General features: G+C 58.9%; 18 protein-coding genes. 11 read left to right on the plus strand and 7 right to left on the minus strand.

The features are described from left to right. Window positions 1-2 precede the first annotated feature (2 nt). Window positions 3-152 (minus strand): hypothetical protein, encoded by a 150-nt coding sequence (locus NW818_RS00090; protein WP_414423502.1) that lies wholly within the window; start codon window positions 150-152, stop codon window positions 3-5. A gap of 100 nt (window positions 153-252) precedes the next feature. Between NW818_RS00090 and NW818_RS00095 the strand changes: the two genes are divergently transcribed. The 4 genes from NW818_RS00095 to NW818_RS00110 all read left to right on the plus strand — a co-directional run bounded on the left by NW818_RS00095 (window position 253) and on the right by NW818_RS00110 (window position 4,552). Beyond that, window positions 253-1,437: a 5-(carboxyamino)imidazole ribonucleotide synthase gene (locus NW818_RS00095; protein WP_414423503.1), complete on the plus strand. Its 1,185-nt coding sequence runs from the start codon at window positions 253-255 to the stop codon at window positions 1,435-1,437. Beyond that, on the plus strand, window positions 1,434-1,883 hold the full coding sequence (locus tag NW818_RS00100) for a hypothetical protein (RefSeq protein ID WP_414387838.1): 450 nt from the start codon (window positions 1,434-1,436) through the stop codon (window positions 1,881-1,883). The genes NW818_RS00095 and NW818_RS00100 overlap by 4 nt, the downstream gene beginning before the upstream one ends. 6 nt (window positions 1,884-1,889) lie before the next feature. Beyond that, window positions 1,890-2,423: a ribosomal protein S18-alanine N-acetyltransferase gene (gene rimI / locus NW818_RS00105; protein ID WP_414423504.1), complete on the plus strand. Its 534-nt coding sequence runs from the start codon at window positions 1,890-1,892 to the stop codon at window positions 2,421-2,423. A 542-nt stretch (window positions 2,424-2,965) separates the two neighbouring features. Beyond that, window positions 2,966-4,552 carry a mechanosensitive ion channel gene (locus NW818_RS00110; RefSeq protein WP_414423505.1) on the plus strand — a complete coding sequence of 529 codons (1,587 nt, stop codon included), beginning with the start codon at window positions 2,966-2,968 and terminating at the stop codon, window positions 4,550-4,552. Window positions 4,553-4,639: 87 nt separating this feature from the next. Here the strand turns inward: NW818_RS00110 and cydB are convergent, their stop codons facing one another. Together cydB and NW818_RS00120 are read right to left on the minus strand one after the other, a co-directional pair. After that, the gene (gene cydB / locus NW818_RS00115) at window positions 4,640-5,689 is read right to left on the minus strand and encodes a cytochrome d ubiquinol oxidase subunit II (RefSeq protein WP_414375450.1); all 1,050 of its coding nucleotides are present in this window, start codon (window positions 5,687-5,689) and stop codon (window positions 4,640-4,642) included. 193 nt (window positions 5,690-5,882) lie between these two features. After that, the gene (locus tag NW818_RS00120) at window positions 5,883-7,316 is read right to left on the minus strand and encodes a cytochrome ubiquinol oxidase subunit I (protein WP_414423506.1); all 1,434 of its coding nucleotides are present in this window, start codon (window positions 7,314-7,316) and stop codon (window positions 5,883-5,885) included. Between the two features lie 490 nt (window positions 7,317-7,806). On the opposite strand from NW818_RS00120, the gene mfd reads away from it, so the two are divergent. From mfd to NW818_RS00135, 3 genes are all read left to right on the plus strand, one after another. Beyond that, complete coding sequence (gene mfd, locus NW818_RS00125; RefSeq protein WP_414423507.1) at window positions 7,807-11,283, plus strand: transcription-repair coupling factor; 3,477 nt, start codon at window positions 7,807-7,809, stop codon at window positions 11,281-11,283. A gap of 120 nt (window positions 11,284-11,403) precedes the next feature. Beyond that, window positions 11,404-12,339, plus strand: a complete 936-nt coding sequence (locus tag NW818_RS00130; protein WP_414423508.1) for an ABC transporter ATP-binding protein — start codon at window positions 11,404-11,406, stop codon at window positions 12,337-12,339. Continuing rightward, window positions 12,336-13,118, plus strand: coding sequence for an ABC transporter permease (locus NW818_RS00135; RefSeq protein WP_414408249.1), 783 nt, complete (start codon window positions 12,336-12,338; stop codon window positions 13,116-13,118). The genes NW818_RS00130 and NW818_RS00135 overlap by 4 nt, the downstream gene beginning before the upstream one ends. 18 nt (window positions 13,119-13,136) lie before the next feature. Here the strand turns inward: NW818_RS00135 and NW818_RS00140 are convergent, their stop codons facing one another. After that, on the minus strand, window positions 13,137-13,664 hold the full coding sequence (locus NW818_RS00140) for a TM2 domain-containing protein (protein ID WP_414331507.1): 528 nt from the start codon (window positions 13,662-13,664) through the stop codon (window positions 13,137-13,139). Window positions 13,665-13,883: 219 nt separating this feature from the next. Here NW818_RS00140 and NW818_RS00145 point away from each other — a divergent pair, with 219 nt between their 5' ends. Further along, a complete protein-coding gene (locus NW818_RS00145; protein ID WP_187147267.1) occupies window positions 13,884-14,186 on the plus strand; it encodes a hypothetical protein in 303 nt (100 codons plus the stop codon). A gap of 80 nt (window positions 14,187-14,266) precedes the next feature. After that, the gene (locus tag NW818_RS00150; RefSeq protein ID WP_414389016.1) at window positions 14,267-15,241 is read left to right on the plus strand and encodes an ABC transporter permease; all 975 of its coding nucleotides are present in this window, start codon (window positions 14,267-14,269) and stop codon (window positions 15,239-15,241) included. A gap of 68 nt (window positions 15,242-15,309) precedes the next feature. Here the strand turns inward: NW818_RS00150 and NW818_RS00155 are convergent, their stop codons facing one another. The 3 genes from NW818_RS00155 to NW818_RS00165 all read right to left on the minus strand — a co-directional run bounded on the left by NW818_RS00155 (window position 15,310) and on the right by NW818_RS00165 (window position 20,047). Further along, complete coding sequence (locus NW818_RS00155; RefSeq protein ID WP_238376932.1) at window positions 15,310-15,828, minus strand: MarR family winged helix-turn-helix transcriptional regulator; 519 nt, start codon at window positions 15,826-15,828, stop codon at window positions 15,310-15,312. Between the two features lie 243 nt (window positions 15,829-16,071). After that, on the minus strand, window positions 16,072-17,412 hold the full coding sequence (locus NW818_RS00160) for an alkaline phosphatase (RefSeq protein ID WP_414423509.1): 1,341 nt from the start codon (window positions 17,410-17,412) through the stop codon (window positions 16,072-16,074). 256 nt (window positions 17,413-17,668) lie between these two features. Next, window positions 17,669-20,047: a transglutaminaseTgpA domain-containing protein gene (locus NW818_RS00165; protein ID WP_414423510.1), complete on the minus strand. Its 2,379-nt coding sequence runs from the start codon at window positions 20,045-20,047 to the stop codon at window positions 17,669-17,671. 192 nt (window positions 20,048-20,239) lie between these two features. Here NW818_RS00165 and uvrA point away from each other — a divergent pair, with 192 nt between their 5' ends. Together uvrA and NW818_RS00175 are read left to right on the plus strand one after the other, a co-directional pair. Next, window positions 20,240-23,143 carry an excinuclease ABC subunit UvrA gene (gene uvrA, locus NW818_RS00170; protein ID WP_414423511.1) on the plus strand — a complete coding sequence of 968 codons (2,904 nt, stop codon included), beginning with the start codon at window positions 20,240-20,242 and terminating at the stop codon, window positions 23,141-23,143. A gap of 223 nt (window positions 23,144-23,366) precedes the next feature. Continuing rightward, window positions 23,367-25,607: a hypothetical protein gene (locus NW818_RS00175; protein WP_414423512.1), complete on the plus strand. Its 2,241-nt coding sequence runs from the start codon at window positions 23,367-23,369 to the stop codon at window positions 25,605-25,607. Window positions 25,608-25,678: the final 71 nt, after the last annotated feature.

A 25,678-nucleotide genomic window follows, 5' to 3' on the forward strand; every position in this document is an offset into this window, starting at 1 on the left:
TATTATTGACTAGAGTCATGCTCTTCTGGGGAAATTTCTTGATCGGCCATGACGGCATTGAGGATCTGCTGTTGTTCAGCGCGAGTTAAGACCTTATCTGCCAAAGCCCGGTTGATTAGAGCTCTCAGCTCAGAGGGTTGAGAGGGTTCCACCGTTTTTCTCCTAGCGCTGCAGGGCAAGGGGTCCCATAATGGGGTTCTGGATCCAAGAAGCAATGGACAGCGGCCCACCACCCAGTATAACGGTACGGCTGTGGAAACCCAGGTATCCTCAAAAGACCAGAGATCCCAACCTGTGGGGGTGATTGGCGGCGGGCAGTTGGCGCAGATGTTGGCCTTGGCAGCTCGCCAGATGGGGATCCCGCTGGTGGTGCAGGCTGCTGCTCCCACCGATCCGGCGGTGGCAGTGGCCGATGGGGTGGTTTGGGGATCCGTAGCCGACAGCCAGGCCACGGCCCAGTTGTTGGAGCGCTGCCCGGTGGTTACTTTTGAAAACGAGTTTATCCCTCTGCCGGAGCTGAAAAAACTGGATCCGGAGGGATCCCGCTTTCGTCCCAGCCTCAGCACGCTAGAGCCGCTGCTGGACAAGTTGCACCAACGGCAGTTCCTGGCGCGGTTGGGGTTGCCGGTGCCGACTTTTTTTCCGCTGGAGGCGGTGTTGGATTCGGCAGACCTGGCTGGACTGGGCTTTCCGGTGGTGCTCAAGCGACGGCGGCAGGGCTACGATGGGCAGGGCACCTGCATCTTGCGCGACCGAGTGGCTTTGCAGCAGGCCATTGGCCAATCTGAGGGGATCCCGCTATTGCTGGAGGAATGGATCCCGTTTGAGCGGGAGTTGGCGGTGATGGTGGCGCGGGGGCTGAAGGGAGAGATCCGGGTTTACCCGGTGGTGGAAACTGTGCAGATTGAGCAAATCTGCCGCCATGTCCTGGTGCCTGCCCGCATCCCCCCAACCACCGAGGCCGAGATCCGGCGCTTAGCAGCCGATCTGATGGAAAAATTGGGTGCAGTTGGCGTGTTTGGCATCGAGCTGTTCTGGGTGCCGCCGCCCCACCCCAAGGCCGGGATCTGGATCAACGAAATCTCGCCGCGGGTCCACAATTCCGGCCACTACACCCTGGAAGCCTGCCACACCTCACAATTCGAGCAACACCTGCGGGCCATCCTCGGCCTGCCTTTGGGGGATCCCTCCCTCAAGTGTGGGGGGGCAGTGATGGTCAATCTCTTGGGCTATGAGCATTCCACCAGCGATTACCCAGAAAAGCGGCAGCGCCTGGCCCAGCTCCCCAATGCCACGGTGCATTGGTACCACAAAACCCCTGCCCGCCCAGGGCGGAAACTGGGCCATGTGACCGTCTGTCTGCCGACCGCTTCTTCCCTACAGCAAGCAGAGACCATTGTTCGCACCCTCGAATCCCTCTGGTACCCCCAGCCATGAGCCAAGCGCAGGATCCCTCATTTTCTCCAGCCACACAAGCCCTGATCCAGGCCATGCAACGGCGGGATGTGCCCGCGGTAGCTCAGCAGGTGAACGGCTTGTCCCCTCAAGAGCGCCCTGCTGTGTTGACCCCTGCCCTCCAATACCTGGCCGAGGTGGATCCCGCCAGCGCCCAGTGGTTTGTTCGCCACCTCATGGCCCCTGCGGTCAAAGCGCAACTGCGAGAAGGGATCCTCAAAGCCGCCCAAGACTACCTACAGGAAGCCGGCTTCACCGAAGGGATCGACTACGAATTCAAGCCTGTTCGCGAAAGCGGTGCGGAGCACCATCCCCAATCGGGGGGCAAAATCTTGAGCATCAGCCGCAGAGCCTTGCCCTATGCGGCTCCCGATGACGATCCCTTGGGGCAGTTGTTGTTGGCGGAATTCTGCGAATTGCGGGACTAGGCCACCATGAGCGGTACGAGTTATCGGCTGCAGCTGTTGGACATCACTGCCCTGCCCCAACTGCTGGAGCTGGATCGACGGTGTTACGGAGGATACTGGGGAGAACAGGGATATCGAGCGGAGCTGGAACGACCCACAAGCACGGTGATTGGTGTAGTGGCGGAACCCGTTGCCGTTGGCGCCCCGTGTGGCTTGGGCCAAACGGAGTTCCCCCTTCCCTCTCCAGGCCCCACCTCGCCGACGCAGACGACAAAAGAGCTGGTGGGCTTCGGCATTCTCTGGCGTATTGAAGAAGAAGCACATATCATCTCCTTGGCGGTGGATCCCGAGCACCGGCAACAGGGCTTGGGCCGGCGGATTCTGGAAGAACTGCTGAACCAAGCGAGAGCAGCAGGCTGCCGCTGGGCCACTCTGGAGGTAAAGGCTTCCAATCAAGCGGCAATCCGCCTGTACGAATCGGCAGGGTTTCAACGGCTGGGACGTCGCAAGGGGTATTACAACGGAGAAGATGCGCTGGTGTATTGGAAGAAACCGATTTAGAAGGCTATCAATTGTAAATTGAAGAACTGCAAACGTATTTCGGGATACACCCTAGGTCAGACAGTGAGCAAGCCAATAGGCTAAGCATATCAAGGCTACAGGGGATCCAACCCATTGACCGAGTGTCGATTGCCCGTTTGATTCTTTATATAGGTCATCAAAATGCTCTCATTCTGTGGATGCAAACTGCCCGCTACAGTTCCTCCCAGCAGCACTGACTCTAGCCAATGCAGCCGCATCCATCGTACAACAGAGATCCTGACTTAATCTACAAAGCTCCTGCTCGGTGGGGAAAAGCTATAATCTGCGGTATCAACAACTTGAATTCGATCCTTACCGTTCGATGGCCCATCGGAGCTTTGACTGATGGCTGGAGCCCTTGGGTTAATAGAATGTGAAGTTTTATTTCGAGATCCGACATTTCTGCCTCAATACATATTTTTCATATTCCCCCTTTGGCCAACTTGCCTGAAAAAACACTTCAGGTTAACCTACACTTGTTATCTGTCCATCCTGAGCATTTTCAAGCTGTGAGGATCATTATGGACACCTCTGGAAACACCATTGGAGATGAGGCCATCTCTTTTGTCGTCAGTCTTTGGTCTAGGCTTATCGATTTTATGCCCAATCTCCTTGCGGCGATTGCCATCTTAATTCTGGGTTGGATAGTGGCCACGGCAGTAGCCTTCGGCGTTAGAGGACTGCTCAAAAGGACGCAACTGGACAATCGCTTGGCTGCTTGGGTTTTGGGCCAAAAGCCCGGCGAGAAGCTGCCCCAAACGGAGCGCTGGGTGGCCGCTGCCGTCTACTGGGTGATTCTTGCTTTTGTGTTGGTGGCGGTACTGAATGCCCTGCAGCTTCAAGCTGTCTCCGATCCGCTCAACAGGTTTTTGGGGGAAATCTTCGTTTATCTGCCACGGGTGGGTGGGGCGCTGGTGCTGCTGGCTGTGGGCTGGGTGGTGGCCACTGTTGCTCGGCTGGCAGTCATCCAGGGGCTGCGGCGTTTCAACCTCGATGAGCAGTTGGCCCGGCCTCTACAGCAGGAAAGCACTGCCGGTGAGGCAGGTGCAGAAGGAACCCCAACCGGCCAAGAGGGAGGTACAGAGGTCACCCCTTTCCTGCTGAATGAAACTTTGGGCAATGCCCTTTACTGGCTGATTCTGCTGTTCTTTTTGCCGATCATCCTGGATACCCTGAACCTGCAGGGGCCGCTGCAGCCGGTGCAAAACCTGCTGGATCAGTTGCTGTCGATGGTGCCGCGGATTTTGGGGGCGCTGATCATCGGTGTGGTGGGCTGGTTTTTGGCCCGCATCGTGCGTGGGATCGTCTCCAATTTGTTGGTGGCAGCAGGGGCAAATCGGTTGGGGGCACGCTTTGGCGTTCCCCAGTTGGCCCAGATCGTCGGGACGGTGGTGTATGTCTTGGTGTTGATCCCGGCGGTGATTGCGGCGCTGAATGCCTTGGAAATTCGGGCCATCTCCGATCCGGCGGTGGCGATGCTGGAGCAGGTGTTGCGGGCCATTCCCATGATCGCGGGATCCGCTTTGATCCTGGCCGTCTTTTACTTGCTGGGGCAATTTTTGGCCAGCTTGGTAACCCAGTTGCTGCAGGCGGTGGGTTTTGACCGTCTGGTCGCGGGGCTGGGCTTGCCCCTGACCGCTGCTCCTGAGCCTGAAGGGGATCCCGCTGCCAAACGTCGCACTCCCTCCGAGATCGCCGGCTTGGTGGTCTGGGTAGGCGTGGTCTTGTTTGGGGCGGTGCCGGCAGTGGAGTTGCTGCAGTTTGCCGCCCTAACCGACATTGTGCAGGGGCTGTTGCTGATTTCCGGTCGGGTGCTCATCGGCGCCCTGGTGTTTGGGATCGGTCTTTATTTGGCCAATTTGGCCCACTCTATGATCAAGAGCTTGGGTAGCCCTTCCTCAGGGGTACTGGCCCAGGCGGCGCGGGTGGCTATCTTGGTTTTTGTTGGCGCCATGGCCCTGCAGCAGATGGGCGTGGCCACCGACATTGTGGTGTTGGCTTTTGGTCTGGTTCTGGGGGCGATTGCCGTGGCGGTGGCGTTGGCTTTTGGGTTGGGAGGTCGCGATGTAGCTGCCGAGCAGATCCGGCAATGGCTCAAGAGAGAGTGAGAGCCTTTCTCTGTAGACGTTCGATTGCACCTAAAAAATTGCCCCGCCCATCACCGGGCGGGGTTATTGCTGCATCCTCAGGCCAGCTTAAACTGCCTCTGGAACTTTGGCCTCTTCCGCCGCCACTTCCTGCACCACGATCTTGCCCCGGAACACCACGTAGTTGTAGATGTTGTAGGACAAGATAACCGGGATCAGAAAGCCAATAAAGGTGAGCATAAACACCAGGGAGCTGGGGGAGGCCGCCGCTTCGTAGATGGTGACGCTGGGGGGGATGATGTTGGGGAAGACCATGAACCCCAAGCCGATAAAAGAAAGCGCAAAGATCAAAAAAGTGTAAACCAAAACGCTATTTTCTTCCCGCCGGCGCAGGCTGCGCAGCAACAACGCCACCAACAAAAGTCCCAGAACTGGGATGGCAGCAAAGATGTAGAAAAGAGGGGGCGAGAAAAGCTGAGCACGCGCCTGCTCGGACATGATAGGAGTGCTGATGGTGATAAACACTGCCCCCAGTAAAGTTGTCCAGGTGGCGATGGTTGCCGTCTTGTAGTAGGTTTCCTGAAGCTCGCCGGTGGTCTTAACGATTAGGTAGGCTGAGCCGATTAACACATAGCCCTGGATCAAAGTAAGAGCCACCAACAGCGTGCGCCAGGTCAGCCAATCCCAGGGGCTGCCGGCAAAGTGGCCGGCTTCGTCCACTTGGATCCCTTCGAAGACGCTGCCCAAGGCAAATCCCTGGCCCAAGGCTGCCAAAAAGCTGCCCACTCCAAAGGCCAGGTTCCACACCAACTTGTTGTCGGCGTTTTCCCGAAACTCGAAGGAAACGGCCCGCAAGATCAGGCCCACCACCATGATCACCAAGGGTATGTAGAGGGCATTGAGAATGGTGGCGTAGGCGAGAGGAAAAGATCCAAATAGGGATCCCCCCATCAACACCAGCCACGTCTCGTTGGCATCCCAAACATTGCCCAAGCTGGTCATGAGAATGCTGCGCCGCGTCTCGCTGGAGGCCGTCAGGGAGAGGATACCAACTCCCAGATCAAACCCGTCCAGCAGAACGTAGAGAAATAGGAATAGGCCCAGGATAAAAAACCAAACCTGGGGCAGAAACCGCTGTAAAGGCTCAAAAGATTCCATCGCTGTTCCCTCTGCTTTGAGTATTTCTGACCAGTGCGAGACAGTTCCCGATGGCGATCCCCAGTCCCTCTCCCTCTAGGGAAGGGAAGTTGGGAGTTGACGTAGCGAAGGGTTTCACTGCTGTGGGGAATAGGCCTGCTACGTTGCCCTGTTGCTACTTGGAGTCACCAGTTAGATGGCTACCAAACTGCTGCTACCGAGCTTCTGCAGGACGGCGATCCGGTTCGTGGCGGGCAGGCTCGACCACGATCACCGGCTGCGTTGCCGGGACAGGGGCGGGCAACTCCAGGTTTGGCCCTTCGCGGATGATGCGGCTGCCAAAGTAGAGAGCGGCAACGAAGAACACAGTGTACAACGCGGTCAGGCCAACCAGAGAAAACAGCACTTCTCCTGCCGGCAGGGGCGAAACCGATTCCACCGTGCGCAGTTGTCCATACACAATCCAGGGCTGCCGACCCACACAGCGGACGATCCAACCGGTTTCAACGGCGATGTATCCCAGGGGTGCTGCGAAGATCCAAGCTCTCATCAGCCACTTTTGCTGAGAAAGGGCCTCCACTGAGAGCTTGCCCCTCAGCCATTGCACAAGGGTAACTCCGACAAGCCCGGCCAGAAAAAGACCAATGGCCACCATCGTTCTGAAGGAGTAGTAGATCAGGCCGACCATGTGGGGACGATTTTGGGGATCCCAGCTTTTGAGCCCTTGAATGGGTCGATCCAGCCTGGGTTTGAACTCCAGCAGATAGCCCAGCGCGCCAGGGATCTTCACCTCCCACTCGTTGCGCTCTTCGCGGTCGTTGGGCACAGCCAACAGGCTCCAGTCTGCCCGCTCGCCGGCAGGGATCGTCTCCCACTGGGCCTCCATGGCCGCCAGCTTGGCCGGCTGATAGCGATAGACTTGCTCCGCGCTCAGATGGCCGACGAACACCTGCAAAGGGGCGACCACTAGGGTCATTGCCAAGACCACTTTGAGGGAGCGGGAGAAGAACTCGCTGTGCCGCCGCTTGAGAATGTACCAGGCACTGATGCCACCGATAACAAACAAAGAGGTTTCCAAGGTGGCAAAAAACATGTGCAGAAAGCTGTTGACCATGAAGGGGTTGACAATAGCTTGCAGGTAGTCCCGCACCACAAATTTCCCATCGACGAACACGCCACCTGCCGGCGTCTGCAGCCAAGAGTTGGCCGTCAGGATCCAAAAGGTGGATAAGTTGGCGCCAAAGGCCACCAGGATCGTCGAGATCCAGTGAATCACCGGCGGGACGCGCTCCCAGCCGAACAGCATGATCCCCAAAAAGCTGGCCTCCAGCATAAAGGCCATCGTGCCCTCAAAGCCCAGGATGGTTCCAAAAAAATCTCCCACCGCTTCGGAAAAGGGTGCCCAGTTCATGCCAAACTGAAAAGCCATCGGCAAGCCTGAGGCCACGCCAATGCCAAAGTTCAACACATAGAGTTTTGACCAGAAACGAGCGTGACGGTAGTAATCTAGGTTGCGGGTTTTTAGCCAAAGTCCCTCAATCACAACAAGGTAAATGGCCATCCCCGTTGTTAAAACCGGCCACAACATGTGAAAAATGGCCGTGAGGGCAAATTGTAGCCGAGAAAGCGCGACGGTGTCTAGAAACATAATTTGTACCAAGTTTAGGTGGATTGATTCATGCAGCTTTTTCCGACAACATCTGCTGCAATTGATACAGCTACATCTCTTGCATGAAAAACATCTTGCTGACTGGCAGACATCAGATGAGGCCGGGAAAGCCGCGCTTTGTGGTTCCTTCTAACATCGAATCTTGGCTAAGACAATCGACAAGCCGTCCGACTCTAAAGGTTAATTTTAGGATTCTGTGAGATATAGACCTTTTTTTGTAACTTGGACTACAAAGCAAAAAGCCCTCTGTGAACCTAGCGGCCAAAAACTGGCAGGCCATTGACATAGGGTTCTGGTTTTCTTCGTCTTTAAACAACAAAACTGTTGTCCCAATAGATCGAGGAGCGATTCCCAGCAAGGGAGGACTTCCGGTTTACAGAGCCGGCAGACGGCTGCTGATTGTCCCCGGAGCCTGCCAGAATTGGGATCCCTGCTTGTTGGGATCGCAGTTTGCAGTGTGGGGTGGAAGATGTCGTTTATTCCGCTGGTGCGCTTTCTATGCCAGTCCGGCTTGATTCAAGAGCTGGCCGCCTGCTTGAGATCGCAGCGACGGGCAAATCTGCAGGGGGCAGGGCGGATCCCGAAGGGGTTGATCGCCTCGGCTTTGGCCCAGCAGGAGGGAAGATCCCTGCTGGTGGTCACTGCCACGCTGGAAGAAGCGGGCCGGTGGACAGCGCAATTGGAGGGCATGGGCTGGGAGACGGTGCAGCTCTACCCCACCTCCGAGGCTTCCCCCTACGAACCTTTTGACCTGGAACCGGAGCTGGTGTGGGGCCAGTTTCAGGTGCTGGCCGATTGCCTCCAGGGGAAGAAGGGCATGGCCATTGTGGCGACAGAGCGGGCCCTCCAACCCCACCTCCCTCCCCCAGAGGTGTTGCGGGCCTTTTGTCTCCAGCTGGAACCCGGCTTGGAGATGTTTCCCCAGCAACTGGGGCAGCAGTTGACCCGTCTGGGCTACCAGCGGGTGAGTCTGGTGGAAAGCGAGGGGCAGTGGAGCCAAAGGGGCGACATTCTCGACGTTTTCCCGGTGGCCTGCGAGTGGCCGGTGCGCCTAGAGTGGTTTGGCAACGAGCTGGAGCGGCTGCGGGAGTTTGACCCGGTGAGCCAGCGCTCTCAAGACGGGATCCCCCATGTCTGGCTAACTCCCACCGGCTACGGGCCCATCCTCTGGCCGGCTCTGCAGGAAAAAGCCGATCAGCTTTCCCAGGGTCTGCGGCAGCAGTTGGAGCAGTCGCCGTCTCCTCCGGAGGGCTTGCGCCGTTTTCTCGGCCTGCTCTACGATCCGCCAGCCAACCTGCTGAGCTATCTGGATCCCGAGGCTTTGATCCTGATCGACGAGCCGGAGCAGTGCCAGGCCCACAGCCAGCAGTGGCTCTACCACGCCCAAGAACAGTGGAAACAGGCCCAGGTTGCGGAGCCGGCTCTGCAGCCCTTTCACCGCCCCTTCGATCTCCATGCTCCCGACTGGGATCCCTTCCCCTGCCTGTTGGCCCGCACCTTTGCCCCTGCTGGCGAAGCCGAAGCTGCCCTTGACCTAAAAAGCCGGCCTGTGCCTACTGCTCCCCACCAGTTTGGATCCCTGGCCAAAACCCTGCGCGAGTACCGCAAGCAGCAGTTGCAGGTGTGGATCCTCTCTGCCCAGCCCTCCCGCACCGTAGCTCTGCTGCAGGAACACGACTGCCCCGCCCAGTACGTGCCCAATCCCAAAGACTTCCCGGCCATCGAGCGGCAGCTGCAGTCTTACACCCCAGTGGCCCTCAAGTATTCCGGCCTGGCCGAGCTGGAGGGAGTTCTCCTGCCCACCTTGGGGTGGGTGGTGCTCACCGACCGCGAGTTTTTCGGCCAGCACAGCCTGGCCACCCCTACTTATGTGCGCAAGCGCCGCCAGGCCAGCTCTCGCCAGGTGGATCCCAACCTGCTCAAGCCAGGGGATTTTGTCGTTCACAAGGCCCATGGCATTGGCCAGTTTCTGCGCTTAGAAAGCCTCACCATTGGGGGCGAAACCCGCGAGTACCTGGTTATTCAATACAGCGATGGCCTGTTGCGGGTGGCTGCCGACCAGGTCAACTCCCTTTCCCGCTACCGCGCCAGCGGGGATGGACCACCTGCCCTGCACAAGATGTCCGGCAGCACCTGGGAAAAGACCAAACAAAAAGTCAAAAAGAGTCTGAAAAAAGTGGCCTTTGATCTCCTGCAGCTCTACGCCAAACGGGCTGAACAGGAGGGCTACGCCTTCCCCCCGGATTCCCCTTGGCAGCAGGAGTTTGAGGAGTCTTTTCCCTACCCCCTGACGCCGGACCAAATTCGCGCTGTCCAGGAGATCAAGCGGGATATGGAGTCCCCTCGCCCCATGGATAGACTGCTGTGTGGCGATGTGGGCTTTGGCAAAACGGAGGTGGCCATCCGCGCCATCTTTAAGGCCGTAACCGCCGGCAAGCAGGTAGCTCTTCTAGCGCCAACCACTATTCTCACCCAGCAGCACTACCACACTCTCAAAGAGCGCTTTGCCCCCTACCCCATTCAAGTGGGGTTGCTCAACCGCTTCCGCACTCCCGAGGAGAAAAAAGAGATCCTGGCCCGGCTTAAAAGCGGCGAGCTGGACGTAATTGTAGGCACCCACCAACTTTTGGGCAAAGACGTGCAATTTCGCGATTTGGGCCTCTTGGTGATTGACGAAGAGCAGCGCTTTGGCGTCAACCAAAAAGAGAAAATCAAACTTCTCAAAACCCAGGTGGATGTACTCACCCTCACCGCCACCCCTATTCCCCGCACTCTGTATATGGCCTTGTCGGGTTTGCGGGAAATGAGCTTGATCCAAACTCCGCCTCCTTCCCGCCGGCCTATCAAAACTCACCTTTCTCCCTACAACCCCGAAGTCATCCGCACGGCTATCCGCCAAGAGTTGGATCGCGGCGGTCAAGTCTTCTATGTCGTCAACCGCATTGAAGGCATCGAAGAAACCAGTGCCAAATTGCGGGAGTGGGTGCCCGGTGCTCGCATTGCCATTGCCCACGGGCAGATGCCGGAAGGGGAGCTAGAGGCAACGATGCTGGCTTTTAACAACGGGGAAATCGATATCCTGGTCTGCACGACGATTATCGAATCCGGTTTGGATATTCCCCGCGTCAACACCATTTTGATTGAAAATGCTCAGGAGTTTGGATTGGCTCAGCTATACCAACTGCGGGGGCGGGTGGGCCGGGCTGGGATCCAAGCCCATGCTTGGCTGTTTTACCGAGAAGACGGGATCCTCACCGAGGAGGCCCGCAAACGCCTACAGGCCATTCAGGAATTTACCCAACTGGGATCCGGCTATCAGTTGGCAATGCGGGATATGGAAATTCGTGGCATTGGCAACCTGCTGGGAACGGAACAATCCGGGCAAGTCAATGCGGTGGGCTTCGATCTTTACCTGGAAATGCTGCAAGAAGCCATTCGAGAAATTCGCGGCCAGGAGATCCCACAGGTGGAGGACACACAAATTGACCTCAATGTAACCGCCATGATCCCGCAAAGCTATATCCCCGACGAAGATCAAAAGATGCAGGCTTATCGACACCTGGCTGCTGCCGGCTCTCGGGTCGAGCTGTTGCAAATTGCCCAAGAATGGCAAGACCGCTTTGGCCCCCTGCCCAAGCCCACTCAGGAGCTGCTGCGGGTAATGGAGCTGAAGGTGCTGGCCCGAGCCCTGGGCTTTTCCCGCATTAGGCCAGCCAAGGAGCATGTGCTTTTGGAAACCCCCATGGAGGAGCCGGCTTGGAATCGCCTGAAAGAGGCTCTGCCCACTCACCTGCAGCCTCGCTTTGTCTACCAACCGGGCAAGGTGACGGTGCGGGGTCTGGGGATGGTACCGGCAGCGCAGCAACTGGAGAGCCTTTTGCAGTGGCTAGACAAGATGAGCCTGGCCCTGAGCCGGATGGAGGCTGGGATCCCAATGACCCCCTAGATCTTGCCGGATCCCTCTCGAGGCGGGCCCATGCTCTGGTGTGAGAGAGTGGAATGGCCGGCCCTCCTCTCTTCAGCGCTCCTTTTTGCATCGGCTTCGCGTTTGCATCGGGTTCGCGTCATGAAAGTTCTAGAAGCTCACCACCTCCAAAAAACCTACCGGCAAGGAGGCAGGGAGGTGCGGGCAGTGGTGGATGTCTCCCTGACGCTGGCAGCAGGGGAGATCCTGGCTTTTCTGGGGCCCAACGGGGCCGGCAAGACCACCACCATTAAGATGATTGCCGGCCTGATCCAACCCGACGCGGGCACAGTGTGCGTTCTCGGACGGGATCCCCACAGGGATCCTGGCACATTGGCCCAAGTAGGGGCAGTGCTGGAAGGCAATCGCAACCTCTACTGGCGGCTGACCCCCCTCCAGAACCTGGAGTACTTCGGTGTGCTGCGGGGGCTATCCCCCAGAACCGCTCGGCAACGGGGGTTAGAGCTGCTGGAGACCTTTGGCCTGCAGGAGAAACAAGATGTGGCCGTGCAAACCCTTTCGCGGGGCATGCAGCAGAAGGTGGCCATTGCCGTCGCCCTCCTGCATCAACCGGCCCTGTTGCTGCTGGATGAGCCCACCCTGGGGTTGGATGTGGAATCGGCGCAAGCGGTGAAATCCCTGATCCGCCAAATTGCCGCTTCGGGTCGAGCCATCTTGCTCACCACCCATCAACTGGATATTGCGGAAGCGCTCTCGGATCAGGTAGCCGTTATTCGACAAGGGGTGATCATCGCCCAAGCCCCCACGGGAGAGTTGATCCGGCACTTTGCCGGCGCCGTCGGTACTTACCGGATCGAGCTGGAACAGGGGCTGGATCCCTGGAGGGTTGAACAACTGGCCCGCCAAGGGGTGGAGATTCTCGGATCCCATCAGATGCGCTTCAGCGGCCCGCCAGAGAGGCTTTATCAGGTGCTAGAGATCTTGAGGCCTTTGCCCTTGCTGGGCCTCAAACGAGAGGAAGCCGATCTCACCCACATCTTCCTCAAGTTGTTGAAAAGGGGAGAGGGGCAAGGATGATGCCGGTGATCCACCTGTTTTGGGCCGAACTAAAGCGGGCCTGGATCCAGTACATCCGCTATCCGGCAGAGGCCCTGGGCGGGATCCTGATCACCACGTTCTTCTTCTATGCCCTCTTTGCCGGCGCCCAATATGTGGCAGGGCCTGCCTCCCAATTTGGCGAACGGTTGGATGCGGTGGTGATCGGCTATGTGCTCTGGACGCTGGTCATTTTTGTGGTGAACGACATCGCCCTCAACCTGCAGGTGGAAGCCCAGACAGGCACCTTGGAGCAGGTGTTGCTCTCGCCATTTTCGGCAGCCACTCTCTTCTTGGCACGGGCTTGTGCCAGCTTGGTGTTGCGCTTTTCCATTGTCGTCGTCATTCTGGGCGTCATCTTATTGCTGACGGGCAGCCGGTTGCGGTTTCCCCCTGCTCTGGTGTTGCCTTTGGTGAGCGTGGTGCTGGGGGCCTACGGTTTTTCGTTTTTGCTGGGATCCGCCGCTCTGATTTGGAAGCGAATTCAGCAGCTTTTGATCATCAGCCAATTCGGCCTGCTTTTCCTGTTGGCTGCTCCCACGGAAGAATGGCCGGGATCCCTGAGGTGGCTAGGGCAAAGTCTGCCCATGACGGCGGGGGCTGGGCTGCTGCGAGACGTGATGGTGCGGGAGGCGGGCTTGGATCCCGTGCGGCTGATCATGGCTCTGACCAGCGGCGTTTTCTACTTCGGCCTGGGCTTGCTGACCTTTCGCCGGGCGGTTCGGGCAGCCAAGCGCCGAGGGATCCTGGGATCCCAGTAGAGGTCTGCAGGAGGGCATCTAGAGCGAACGTTGGTCGGGGGAGCGGTGCAGCAGGTGAGGGAAGTGGTATTCTACCGCTCCAGTGACCGGGTTGTTTTCGGGGAAAGCCATGCTCCGCCGGCTCAGCTCTTGCAGCGCCTTTTCAATTTCGTCAAAGTCGGCAGGTAAGTCGATAGCTATCTCCGCAAGGGTGAGGATCCCTTGCCGCTGTTGGGCTAGCCGCAGAATCTCCCGCATCAGAGCTTGACCTTTCAAGGGCTGAGAAGGCGCTGAAACGGCCTTTGCAGGCGTTGGGGAAGGCTGGGATCCCTGTAGAACTGCCAGTTTGAAGTTGTGATTTTCCACCATGCCTGGGATCAAAAACAGGTCAATTAACTGGCCAAAGCCCAGCAGGCCAAAGGTGAACAGCCAGAGGATGCCTGTTCCAGTCTTGCCCAGGTAGAAGCGATGGACGCCACAGATCCCGAAGATGCCCAACGCCCAGAGGATATAGGCAGTACCGACAGACTTGGGTTCAGCGGGGGGCAGCAGGTAGCGAGAACTCATGGGGATTTGACGAGATAACTCCGAGCGGGTACTTCCAGTTTGTCATCTTCTGGCCTGGACGGGCAGAAGAGAACCGGCGTGATCTCTGCAAGCAAGCTGGGATCCCTTCTACGCTCTTGTCTGAGGGAGGGCAGCCTCAACGGGAAAACAACCGGAATAATGAGATCCAAGTCCCCCAGGCTCAAAGAACTCCGTCTCCCGCTCACGCAAGCAGTGGACATGCCTATAGAAGGCAAGGGAAAGTCGATGTTTGAGCCAATTTTAATCGGGTTGAGCGCTGTGCTCTGGGGCCTCCTCTGGGGCTACGCTACACTGCTGGTTGTGCTGGTGAACTTTAAGGAGCAAGGATCGGTTTACGCCTACCCTATGCAGGCGGTGCTGGATCGCTTTGTCGAATCCTTGGGGCTGGGCTGGCTTAAGGATCTGCATGCCCTGCAACTGAGGCCGCTGCGCCGGATCAGCTATGCTCTGTTTGGTGCCGTCACCCTAGGGGTGGCTTTCATGCTCTGGGTGTTGGGGTGAGGCGATGACCAGATCGACAGGCGCATTCCCGCAGCAACTGCAAATGCGTTAACCCAACCCGAGTTCTCGACAGGCTCATAATGACCGCTGCCCAACTGGTTGCTATTCTCTCCACTGCCATTGCCACCGCCACACCGGTGGTCTTCGCCTGTGTGGGGGAAACCATTACCGAGCGGGCAGGGGTGATCAACCTCTCCGCAGAGGGGACGATCATGCTGGCGGCCATGGTTGGGTTCGCCGTGGCCAAGCTGACGGGAAGCTTGGTATTGGGCTTTTTGGCTGCCGCCGCGGTGGGAGCGCTGTTTGCTGGGATCGTGGCCTTTGGCTCGCTGACCCTGAAGGGATCCCAAATTGCCATTGGTTTCGTCTTGACCCTATTGGGGGCGGATTTGTCTTCCTTTTTGGGCAATCCGTTCGTGCGGATCCCAGGGCCAACGGTGCCCAGCCTGCCCATCCCCTTCCTGAGAGAGGTGCCGCTGCTGGGGCCACTCCTGTTCCAAGGGGATCTGTTGCTGTACGCCAGCTACGCGCTCATCGGGGGAACTTGGTTCTTTTTGTATCGCACTCAGCCTGGCCTGATGTTGCGGGCTATGGGAGAACAGCCGGCGGCGGCTTTTGCCCGCGGCACCAATGTCATTTTCTGGCGCTATGTTTACACCCTTGTGGGGGGATCCCTATTGGGCTTGGCGGGGGCTGCCTTTTCTCTGGATTTCAAGGCCGGCTGGAGCCACCGACATACAGCAGGGTATGGCTGGATTGCCTTGGCCATCGTCATCTTCGGTGGCTGGAACCCCTTGCGGGTAGCTCTGGGGGCCTACCTGTTCGGCATTTTGCAGTCCTTCGCTGGGGTTGCCCAGACCACCATCCGCGCCGTGCCCACCCAAGTTTTTACGGTGGCTCCCTTTGTGTTGATGATTTTGGTGTTGGTGCTCACCTCTGGGGAATGGTGGGAGTACGGCTTGCGCGGGATCCCACCTCGGCTGCGGCGCTGGATTCAGCAGGCGGTGAAGGCCACTCCGCCGGCAGCTCTGGGGCAGCCGTTTGAACCGGGCTAGAGGTTGCTTCCGGCACTGCGGCTTGGGGGTCGCTGATCAGCCGGATCGGAGAGGGGAATCTGAAAGCGCTAGAAAATAGCCTGCAGTTTTTTAAGGCAAGCCTGGATCTGCGCCATTTCCGAGGGATCCAGCTTTTGGAAGCGCTCTTTCAAGTAGGCGACGTGGGCCGGGAAAATTTCCTCAAACAGTTTTTCCCCCGCTTCTGTCAGCACGACCTTAAAGCAGCGTCGGTTTTCCGGGGGCACTTCCCGGCGCACCAGCCCTTTTTGTTCCAGGCGATCCACAATGCCGGTCAGTGTCCCTTTGGTCACCAGCGTTTTTTGGGCCAAGACATTCATGGTCATCCCAGGGGTATTGCCAAGGGTAACCAACACATCGAATTGGGGGGCCGTCAGCCCCATTTGCCGAATGTGAACCCCGGCGTAATTTTCAAAAGCTTGGTAGGCCCGCGCCAGATCCCGCAACAGCCCCAAAAAAGGCTCACGGGCCGCCAATACCGTCCCCCTCAGCGGAACAGAGTCCTCAGGCTTGAGAACCTCGTCGCTTTGGAGAAGGGGGGATGGAGAGGAGTCAGCGGGAGTGGGCATGGTTGAAGATCGCAGTTCGCGTTGGTGGAACAAACTCAAACCCAAAGGACAGTCTCGGCTCCATGATAGCCCACTGTAGTACAGTTCTAACGCAAAATGAACTACGTCTATCTGCTTTGCTGAGCTAGCCCCTTCGCCGTTATGTGGTTCTCATAAAAAAAGGGGATCCACTGGATGGATCCCCCGTGACGGACAGAGCTTGTGGGGCAAACACCCGCCCAAGGCAGGTGACCACAGCAGACACTAGGGCTTCAGCTCGCTGGGGATGCGCTCCCCGAAGAGCACGAAGTAGAGAATCCGATAAATGTCCGTGTTCAGGATCCCGGTGGTCGGCACCAACTCTTGGGCGTTCAAGCCCGCAGCGCGAGCAATGACTCCACTGCCGACGTCATCTCCGCTAGCCCAAGCCACGGCAAAGGGAAAGCGCTTGCCATTCTTGTCAGGAGCAGAAATAAACGGCTTGCTACCGGTGCCGTCAACTCCGTCAATGGGGGCACCACTGCCTTCGGGGTCAGTAGGGGGCAGCGGCTCATCGGCGGACTCGACATCCACCAACTGCATGCCACCGGCATTGCTGTCGCTGGTGGTGATCATGAAGGTCTTGGGATTCTTCTCAATGAAGTTAAGAATCACCCCGATGGCATCGTCGGCCCGCTTCATGGCCTCCAGGCAGCCAGAGGCATTGAGGTTGTTGCACATGTTATCAGTGCCCTCTTCTTCGATGACGGCGAAGAAGCCCTTAGGATTGCGGGAGATCCGCGCCAGGGCAAATTCGGTCATCTCGGCAATGGTGGGGGCGCTGGCGATGTAGTTGGGCAAGTTTTCTTTCCGCAACTCTTCTTCAGGCTTGTCGTAGAAGGTGTCCTCGACGTTGAACACCCCCAAAACCTTAGAGACATCTGCCGGCAGCTTGAGCAGCTCGTCGCGGGTGTAGACAACGGCGTACCCCTTTTTCTTGGCCTCCTCAATCAGGTTGCGGCCATCCTTGCGCTTCCCTTGGCCAAAGCGGCCCTGGACACCTTCCGGCAGCAGCCATTCCTCGCCAGCGCCGAGGATGATGTCTACCCCTGACTCCACCACCTGCAGGGCAATCTCCTCATAGTCGCTGCGCTTGGCAGCTTTGGCAACGAAGGCAGCCGTCCCCGGCTCAATGATGGATCCCGTTTGCACCAGAGCCGTACCCAAGCCTGCCGCCACGGCATCTTCCATGATCGTGTTCAGGGTACCGTTGGCAGAGGGGTACTCTTTGCCGTCCGGATCCAACCCAAAGCTCTTGGCGTGGGCACGGGTTCCCGTGGCATGGATCACCGCTCCGGCGTTGGAAGTTCCTCCAAGCTGGTCAAGAAGGTGCCCGCGATAGGTGGTAATCACGGGAAGACGATCCCAGTTCAGAAAGCCATCGGGGCCGTAGTAGAGAATGCGTGTGATGTCCCAGTGGGAAGCTGAGGTTCCATCTGGGTGAAAGAAGATTGCACCGTTGCCGGTTGGCTTAGGCGCCGCTTGAGCCACACTAGAGGAAAAAACTGACGAGGACAGCAGACACAAAGTTGCAGCCAAAGCCGCCCTCAAAGAATAGCTACGCATAGCTAACACGCCCTTGCTCGTTCGAAGCTGAACGTTAAAAAACATAACACAGCTTCAGATGAGTTTGCAAGGGCATGGCAATGCAGCAGCGCGAAACGTGCCTGAAGCGAGTGCGCCACTGAGCGACTTCCCCGTCTGACAGTGCAGCTTACGGGGTCTATAACTAACGTTAACTATCTCTTAACTGTCTCATAACTGTCAAGGCTTCTTGCAGGGCTTTTGGGGTACCTGTTCTAAGGCGCAGCCGTCCCTCTGGTCAAGTGGCTCTTCTGGAGGTGATGGCGGGGTTTTTGGCCAGTGGCTGCCATGCTTGCCTAAGCTGTCTGAGTTGCTGCTGCCAGCGCTGCAGTTCCCCCACCTCCAACGGGATCCCACCGAAGCGCACCTCCAGGTAGCGCTCCAAGAACTGGATGGCCACCTGGGCTTGTGGTAAGTCGGAGTGGCGCAAGTGTTCCAGGCAGGCCTCAGGGCCTAGGTGGGCTGGGATCCCCACCGCCGTCGCCAGATCCCGCAGTTGCAGATAAAGCCTTGAGATAAGCTGGCGGCGCTGCTGCGACTTGGGTAGAGCCGCCGGACTCCAGCGCACCAGAGCAAAGGTCAGCCCTGGCAGCAGGATCCCTACCATCCAGGTGGGCCAGGGGGGCGGAGGCTGCCACAGGGATCCCAGCAAAACCCCATTGCCGGCAGTGGCCAACAGAATCCACCCCCCATCCTGCCAGCGCAAAGCTCGATAGCGGCGGCGGCGACCCCAATAGGCCATGGATCCGGTGATCAAAACCACCCCCAACACCGGCAGGCCATTCTGCTGCAACGTTTGCCCCAAGGCAACCAGGCTGCGACGGAAGCCAGCACCGACATCCTCTCGATCCGGAGAGGCGGCTACAGCGCTGGCCATCTCCTGAATCTGCCGCCAGATCTGCTGCTGGGTGGATAGGTCGTACTGGATGACGTACTTAAACCAGCGGAAGCGCAAGCTGTCGTAGAAATCTTGAAGGGGATCCCACCAGCTCTGCCGCTGACTAACATTGGCCTCTGCCGGCGTAGCGTCAAAGATGACCCAGCCGTAGGGGCCAAAGGGGATCTCCGTCCAGGAATGGGCGTCGGCATTGCGTACTGCCAGATAATTTTCCTGCGCCACCCAGCGCCCGCCCAAAAAGCCATTCACCATCCGGGCCGGGATGCCAATGCTGCGGGCCAGTATCGTCAGGGCTGTGGCGAAATATTCGCAGTGGCCCCGCCGATGGGTGAACAGAAAGGCTTCCAAAGGCGGTTCAGGGCCGGGATCCGGCAGATCGGTGGTATAGGCGTAGTTCTCCAGCAGGTAGTTCTGCAAAGCCGTCACCTTGCCAAAGACATCGGGGATCCCAGCGGTGATCTGCTCCGCCAAAGCCGGAACGCGCGGATCCAAATCTTGCGGTAGTTGCAGATAGGCTTCCCGTTGAACCGCATCGAGGGCATTGAGCAGCTCTGCGTGGCTCAGCCGGCGCAAGCGCGGGCCCAACTCCCTTGGGATCCGGCTCCGGGCACGGTAGAGATGGGGCACCTGCCGAGGCAGAGAATGGCCAACATCTCCGGTCTCGCTCAGGATGAGGCGGCGATTCTGCCGATGCCAAGCTTGTTGCACCGTCGCTGCTCCGCCCCGCTCCAGCCATTCCATCTCCACCAGTGGGGCCACCCCAAAAACGGTGTTGGTGGCCAGCGGCTCCAGATAGATAAGCTGCTCCAAGGGGAGAAGCAGCAGGTCGGGAGCAGTGGGGATCAAGCTGGAGGCAGAGAGATCAAATACCCCTGCTGCGTTGGGGAAAATGGGGATGAAGCGGTCTAGCGTTCGCGACCAGGCCCGTCCATCGTAGCGATCGAAGCTGATCCCGCGCCAGTAGAGGGACTCCACACGGGGCGGCACCCCTGCCGGAAATTCCACCCGCATGACAACGGTGTTATCGGTTTTGAGGGTGCCGAATGCTCCCAGGCTGACTTCTTCGGCAAAGCCAGTGGTCATCACCGGCGAGCGGGCCTGGCGACCCAGAATTCCTAAACTGACCCGCGGGAACAAGAAAAACAAAGCCACGGACAGGATCACCGCCAGCAAAGCCAGGGATCCGAGAAAGCCCAAAAAGTTGAGGTTGATGCCACGGGTTTGGCTGGCTGCCTGCGGGTGCTGCTCTGCTTGCAGGCGCAGGTGGTAAAGGGTGAGGTTGATTAGCCCTACCCCCACGTACAGCAAAAACAGCAGCCCAAAGCTGATGTCTTCGTTGAACAGGGTGGCAATGGCCATCAGCAGCAGAGACAGCACCGCCAACTGGATGTGATCGGCTGCCCGTTCCCGCTGAAACAGCTTGGCCCCCGTTAGGTAAAGCACCAAGCCAATGGCCCCATCGGAAAAGGGAAGGATCCCAAAGATAACCAAAGCCAGCAGGCTAAGCAACACCGCCACCGTCAGGGGCATCCACAGGGGGGCATAGCGGGCAAAAGCAATCCTTGGCGGCTCCCAAAACCAACTGCAGGCCCCTGCGGCCAAGCAAACGGCAATGACCGGTGGCGACAGAGCCTGATCCCCCAGACAAAGGGCCGTGAAGGCGATCCCCACCAACAGGTAAACAAACACCTTTTGAACGGATGGCAGTGTCCAGGTCATGGCCCTTGGGGGTCGATCTTTTCCAGCATAGCCAAGTCTTTTTTGCTACCGATTTGTCGTCCCCTGGTCGGCTGGGATCCCCTTTTGGACAAAGCGAAGAGCATTAGAATCGTTAACTAAGAATCGTTAAGATTTTGTTACTCGCCGGTCTCGACGGGATGCCTGTGACACGCTGCGCGAAAAGGTGGTGAGATGTCCAGCCAAAACGAAATTCACGTGGTGGGGGCGCGGCAGCACAACCTCAAAAATGTCAACCTGCGGATCCCGCGCGATCGCCTGGTGGTATTCACGGGCGTCTCCGGATCGGGCAAGTCCTCCTTGGCTTTCGACACCATCTTTGCCGAGGGACAGCGGCGCTATGTGGAATCCCTCAGCGCCTATGCGCGACAGTTTTTGGGGCAACTGGACAAGCCGGATGTGGATCGCATCGAAGGGCTGAGTCCGGCCATCTCCATCGATCAAAAGTCCACCAGCCACAACCCCCGTTCCACCGTCGGCACCGTTACCGAAATCTACGACTACCTGCGGCTTCTGTACGGAAGAGCTGGGATCCCGCACTGCCCCCATTGCAACCGGGTGATCGCCCCCCAGACGGTGGATCAAATTGTGGATCAGATCCTGGCCCTGCCGGATCGGACGCGGTTTCAGTTGCTCTCGCCGGTGGTGAAGGGGAAAAAGGGCACCCATGCCAACCTGTTGCAAAGCTTGCGCCAGCAAGGGTTTGTGCGCGTGCGCATCGACGGCCAGGTGCGGGATCTGAGCGAGGAGATCGAGTTAGCCAAAAACAAAACCCACACCCTTGAGGTTGTGGTGGATCGGCTGGTCAAGAGCCCCGACATAGCGGAGCGACTGGCCGATTCTCTGGCAACCTGCCTGCGCCAGTCGGGAGGAATTGCGGTGGTGGAGCTGCTGCCGCGGGAAGAGGAGCGAGAACAGCTGCTGCAAAAGGTGGCCGAGTCGGCGGGGCAATACCTGAACAGCAAGCCAACGGAGCTGATTTTTTCTGAGCAATTTGCCTGCCCGGAGCACGGTTCGGTGATGGGCGAGCTGTCGCCGCGCCTGTTTTCCTTCAACTCGCCGATTGGGGCCTGTCCTGTCTGCCACGGGCTGGGTTTTGAGCCCATCTTCGACCCCGAGCGGATCGTGCCCGATCCCAAGCTCCCCTTGTACGCGGCCATCGCCCCTTGGGCAGAGCGGGAGAACCCCTACTATCTGGCTTTGTTGGCGGGAGCCGCCAAGGCTTTTGGCTTTGACCTCAGCAGCCGCTGGTGTGATCTCACCCCCCAGCAACAGCAGATCATCCTCTACGGCGCCGACCAGGAGGTCTACATCGCCGAGGTAGAATCTCAGTACCGAGGCCGGGGGTACTATCGCCGCTATGAGGGGGTGATTCCCCAATTGCAGCGGCACTACCAGGAAACCACTTCCGAAATCTATCGGCAAAAGCTGGAAGCCTACCTCACCTACCGTCCCTGTTCCGCCTGTGGGGGATCCCGTCTCAAGCCGGAAGCTCTGGCCGTGCGCATCGGCGGCTACCGCATTACCGATCTCACCGAGATCTCCATCCGCGACTGCCTGCACCGCCTGGAGCAGTTGAAACTTACCCCGCGACAAGTGCAGATCGGCGAGCTGGTGCTGCGGGAGATCAAAACCCGGCTGCAGTTTTTGGTGGATGTGGGCCTGGACTACCTAACGCTGGCCCGCCCGGCCATGACCCTCTCCGGCGGCGAAGCGCAGCGGATCCGGCTGGCCAGCCAGATGGGCTCCGGCTTGACGGGGGTGCTCTACGTGTTGGACGAACCCTCGATTGGCCTCCACCAGCGGGACAACGAGCGCCTGTTGCAAACCCTGTTTCGCCTGCGAGATCTGGGCAACACCCTGATCGTGGTGGAACACGACGAAGAAACCATCCGTGCCGCCGACCACATCGTCGATATCGGCCCTGGGGCCGGCATCCACGGGGGGGAAGTGGTGGCCCAGGGATCCCTGGCGGACATCATGGCCTGCGAGCGCTCCATCACCGGAGCTTATCTTTCGGGGCGGCTGCGGATCCCTACCCCTGCGCAGCGGCGGGCTGGGAAAGCGGTTGCCCTCAAGCTCACCAATGCCCACAAAAACAACCTCAAGCACATCGATGTGGAGATCCCTCTGGGCAAGTTGGTCTGTGTTACAGGCGTCTCCGGCTCCGGCAAATCCACCTTGGTCAACGAATTGCTCTACCCTGCCCTGCAGCACCATCTTGGACACAAGGTGCCCCAACCCGCGGAGATGGGAGAACTTGAGGGCATCGAACACATCGACAAGGTGATCGTCATCGACCAATCTCCCATTGGCCGTACCCCCCGCTCCAACCCTGCCACCTACACGGGTTTGTTTGATCCCATCCGCCAAACCTTTGCCCAAACCTTGGATGCCAAGGCCAGAGGCTACCCATCCGGCCACTTTTCCTTCAATGTCAAGGGGGGGCGCTGTGAAGCCTGCAAAGGGCAGGGGGTGAACGTGATTGAAATGAACTTCCTGCCCGATGTGTACGTCACCTGCGAAGTCTGCGGGGGCAGCCGTTACAGCCGCGAAACCCTGCAGGTCAGGTACAAGGGCAAGAACATCGCCGAAGTCCTGGATATGACGGTGGGGGAGGCGCTGGAGTTTTTCGCTGCCCTGCCTCCTGCCGCCAAGATCCTGCAGACCTTGGCCGATGTGGGCCTCGATTACATCAAGCTGGGCCAGCCAGCTCCTACCCTCTCCGGTGGGGAAGCGCAACGGGTCAAGCTGGCCGCAGAACTGGCCCGCCGCTCCACCGGCAAAACCCTCTATCTGCTGGATGAGCCCTCCACCGGCTTGTCTTTTTACGATGTCCACAAGCTCTTGAACGTCCTGCAACGGCTGGTGGATACAGGCAACACCGTGCTGGTGATCGAGCATAACCTGGACATTCTCCGCTGTGCTGATTGGATTATTGACTTGGGGCCAGAGGGCGGCGACCGCGGCGGCCAGATCATCGCCGTTGGCACTCCAGAACAGGTGGCTGAGCACCCCGGATCCCATACAGGGCGATATTTGAAGCAGGTTTTGCAACAACATCCCCCAGGTCGCTGAGCAACTCAGCCTGCTCCAGGGAGAAAGTTGACCGAAAGCGGCTGTCGGGATCCCCTTTCGCTTTTTGCTCTGCTCACCTCAGCCATGGCGGTGGAGGACTGATGCGGCGAGGACTCTATCCCACCCAGGCGCTCCGCACCGTGAACGCAAGGGTGAACGGTTAGCCTGAGTCTCACGTCGCTATGGCATGATGGGTCGGAAGGAAAAGGTTCGCACTCTCCCCATGGTAGGGCAGACCCTGGGTGGCCGCTATCAGATCTTGGAAGCACTGGGATCCAGCGGACAAACCTACTTGGCACAGGATAGCCATCATCCTGAGCGGCTTCGGGTGGTGCTCAAACGCTGGCAGGCCGGCCAAAATGCTCCGCACCGCGAACACAGTGAGGACTCCGCCTCGCTACGGCATCTCTTTCAGCAAGAAGTGGCGCTGCGGGAGCACCTGGGATCCCACGAGGGTATCCCCCGCCTGTTGGCCTGCTTTGAGCAAGAGGGGGAGTTTTATTGGGTGGAAGAATGGGTTGAAGGGCCCACCCTGGAACAAGCTCTATTGCTAGGTAACGCAACCGAGAGGGGCCAGCTAACGACTCCGTCCCGCCAAATGCACTGCCATTGGGGGCACGACTGGACAGAGGCTGAGGTACGAGCCTTGTTGCAGGATGTGCTGCAAACCTTGGCCTTCCTGAATGGGGAAGGGGTGAGCTGCTGCAACCTGCAGCCCTCTCGCTTGATCTACCGTCAGGCGGATGGCCGATGGGTGTTGTTGAAGTGGGGGGGTGAGGAACAGGGTCTGGCTTTTTCCGGCTCTGGCTTCGGGAACCCCTATGGCCCCAGGCATTGCAGCGACCTCTATGCTCTTGGGCTGATTGCCCTGCAGGCCCTCTGCGGGATCCCGCCCCAGAAGCTGTTTCGCGACCCGTTGACGGGGGAGTTGCGCTGGCACGATCTGGCCTCTACTAGCGCTCCTTTTGCTGCTTTTCTGGATCGTTTGGTGAGCTGCAACCCACAACAGTGCTTTCCTTCAGCAACAGCAGCTCTGGCCGCTTTGCAGGCTTTGCCCCCCGCCGAGAGCCCCCCTGCCGCCGAACTCCTGTCCCAGCCCAGCCCTGTCGCCGCCGAGCCCTTACAGGAGCCAACCACCCCACCGCGTTCTCCGGTATCGCTGCGGGCGCGTCCCCGGATCCCACCGGTTTGGGCAGGAGGCAGCTTGGCGGCTTTGCTGGCGTTGACGGTGGCAGGGGTATGGCAGATGAGGGCGAACCTTGGCCTGCGGGGGGAGCCCAAGGATTCTGTCCCCCTCACGAGAACGGGATCCTCTGGCCCGGCAAAGCGCAACGGCCTGGGACTCCGTCCTACTCGCGAGAACGGTTCTCATGCCTCCGTCCCCACCGCCGTCACGGTCGCGGAAGCGTCGCGTAGCGATAACGACCCGGCAGACTGGGCCAAGTCTTTGCAGCTCAAGGCTACGCTGGAAGGCCCTGTCGCCGTCACTGCTCTGGCCATCAGCCCGGATGGAAATCTCCTTGCTGCCGGGGGAGACGACGGCGTGATCCGGCTTTGGGATCCCCAGGCTGGCCAACTGCTCCAGAGCTGGGCAGGCCACGAGGGATCCGTTGAGGCACTGGCCATCAGCCCAGATGGTACCTTTTTGGTGAGTGGGGGGGCAGACAAGACGGTACGGGTCTGGGATCTGGCGACCCTGGGGGATCCGGCTCTCTCGCCTGGGGATGTGCTGGCGCGGCTGCAGTTGCAAGGGCACACCGGGTTGATCAACAGTGTCGCCATTAGCCCCGATGGTCGTTGGATTGCCAGTGGCAGCGCCGACCGCACCATCCGCCTTTGGCAGGCCGACAACGGCCAGTTGATCCGCACCCTGGCGCCTCCCACTGCTGCCGCCCAGGAGACCCCTCAGAGGGCTGGCATTACAGCAGTGGCCTTTGGCCCAAGACCCACCCGTATGGATACTTCCCGCCAGTCTGAAGGGATCCCCCCTTGGATCTTGGTGGCCGCCAATGGAGATCCCACCGTTCACCTTTGGGATCCTGGCAGCGGGGCCTTGCTGGAAACCCTAAAGGCCGACTACCCCATCGAGCAGGTGCTTCTGAGTCCAGATGGCCGCTATTTGCTCGCTGGCAGTACCGGTGGCATCTTGGTCTGGAACTTGGGCACGGGATCCTTGGAGCGCACCTTGCCCCAGACTTTGTCCGGCTTGGCCGCCCTTGCCCTCAGCCCTGATGGCCGCTTGCTCGCCAGCGGCACCGATTACCGCGCTCACCAGATCAAGCTCTGGGATCTGCGCAGCGGAGAACAGTTGCGCACCCTGGGCGGCCAGACTTGGATGGTGAGCGTCTTGCTGTTTGGCCCCGGTCGCGGAAGCGTCGTGCAGCGATATGGGCAGACCCTTCTCAGTGGTGGCGCCGATGGCTCAATTCGCATTTGGGGGCCAGCCGACCCAGCTCAGCCCTAGTGGGATCCAAGCAGATAAAATACTCGACGAAGAAGGGATCCCGGCAGAGCATGACTCTAGTCAATAATAAG

It is taken from the genome of Synechococcus sp. R6-5, from assembly GCF_047461775.1.
Taxonomy (GTDB): domain Bacteria; phylum Cyanobacteriota; class Cyanobacteriia; order Thermostichales; family Thermostichaceae; genus Thermostichus.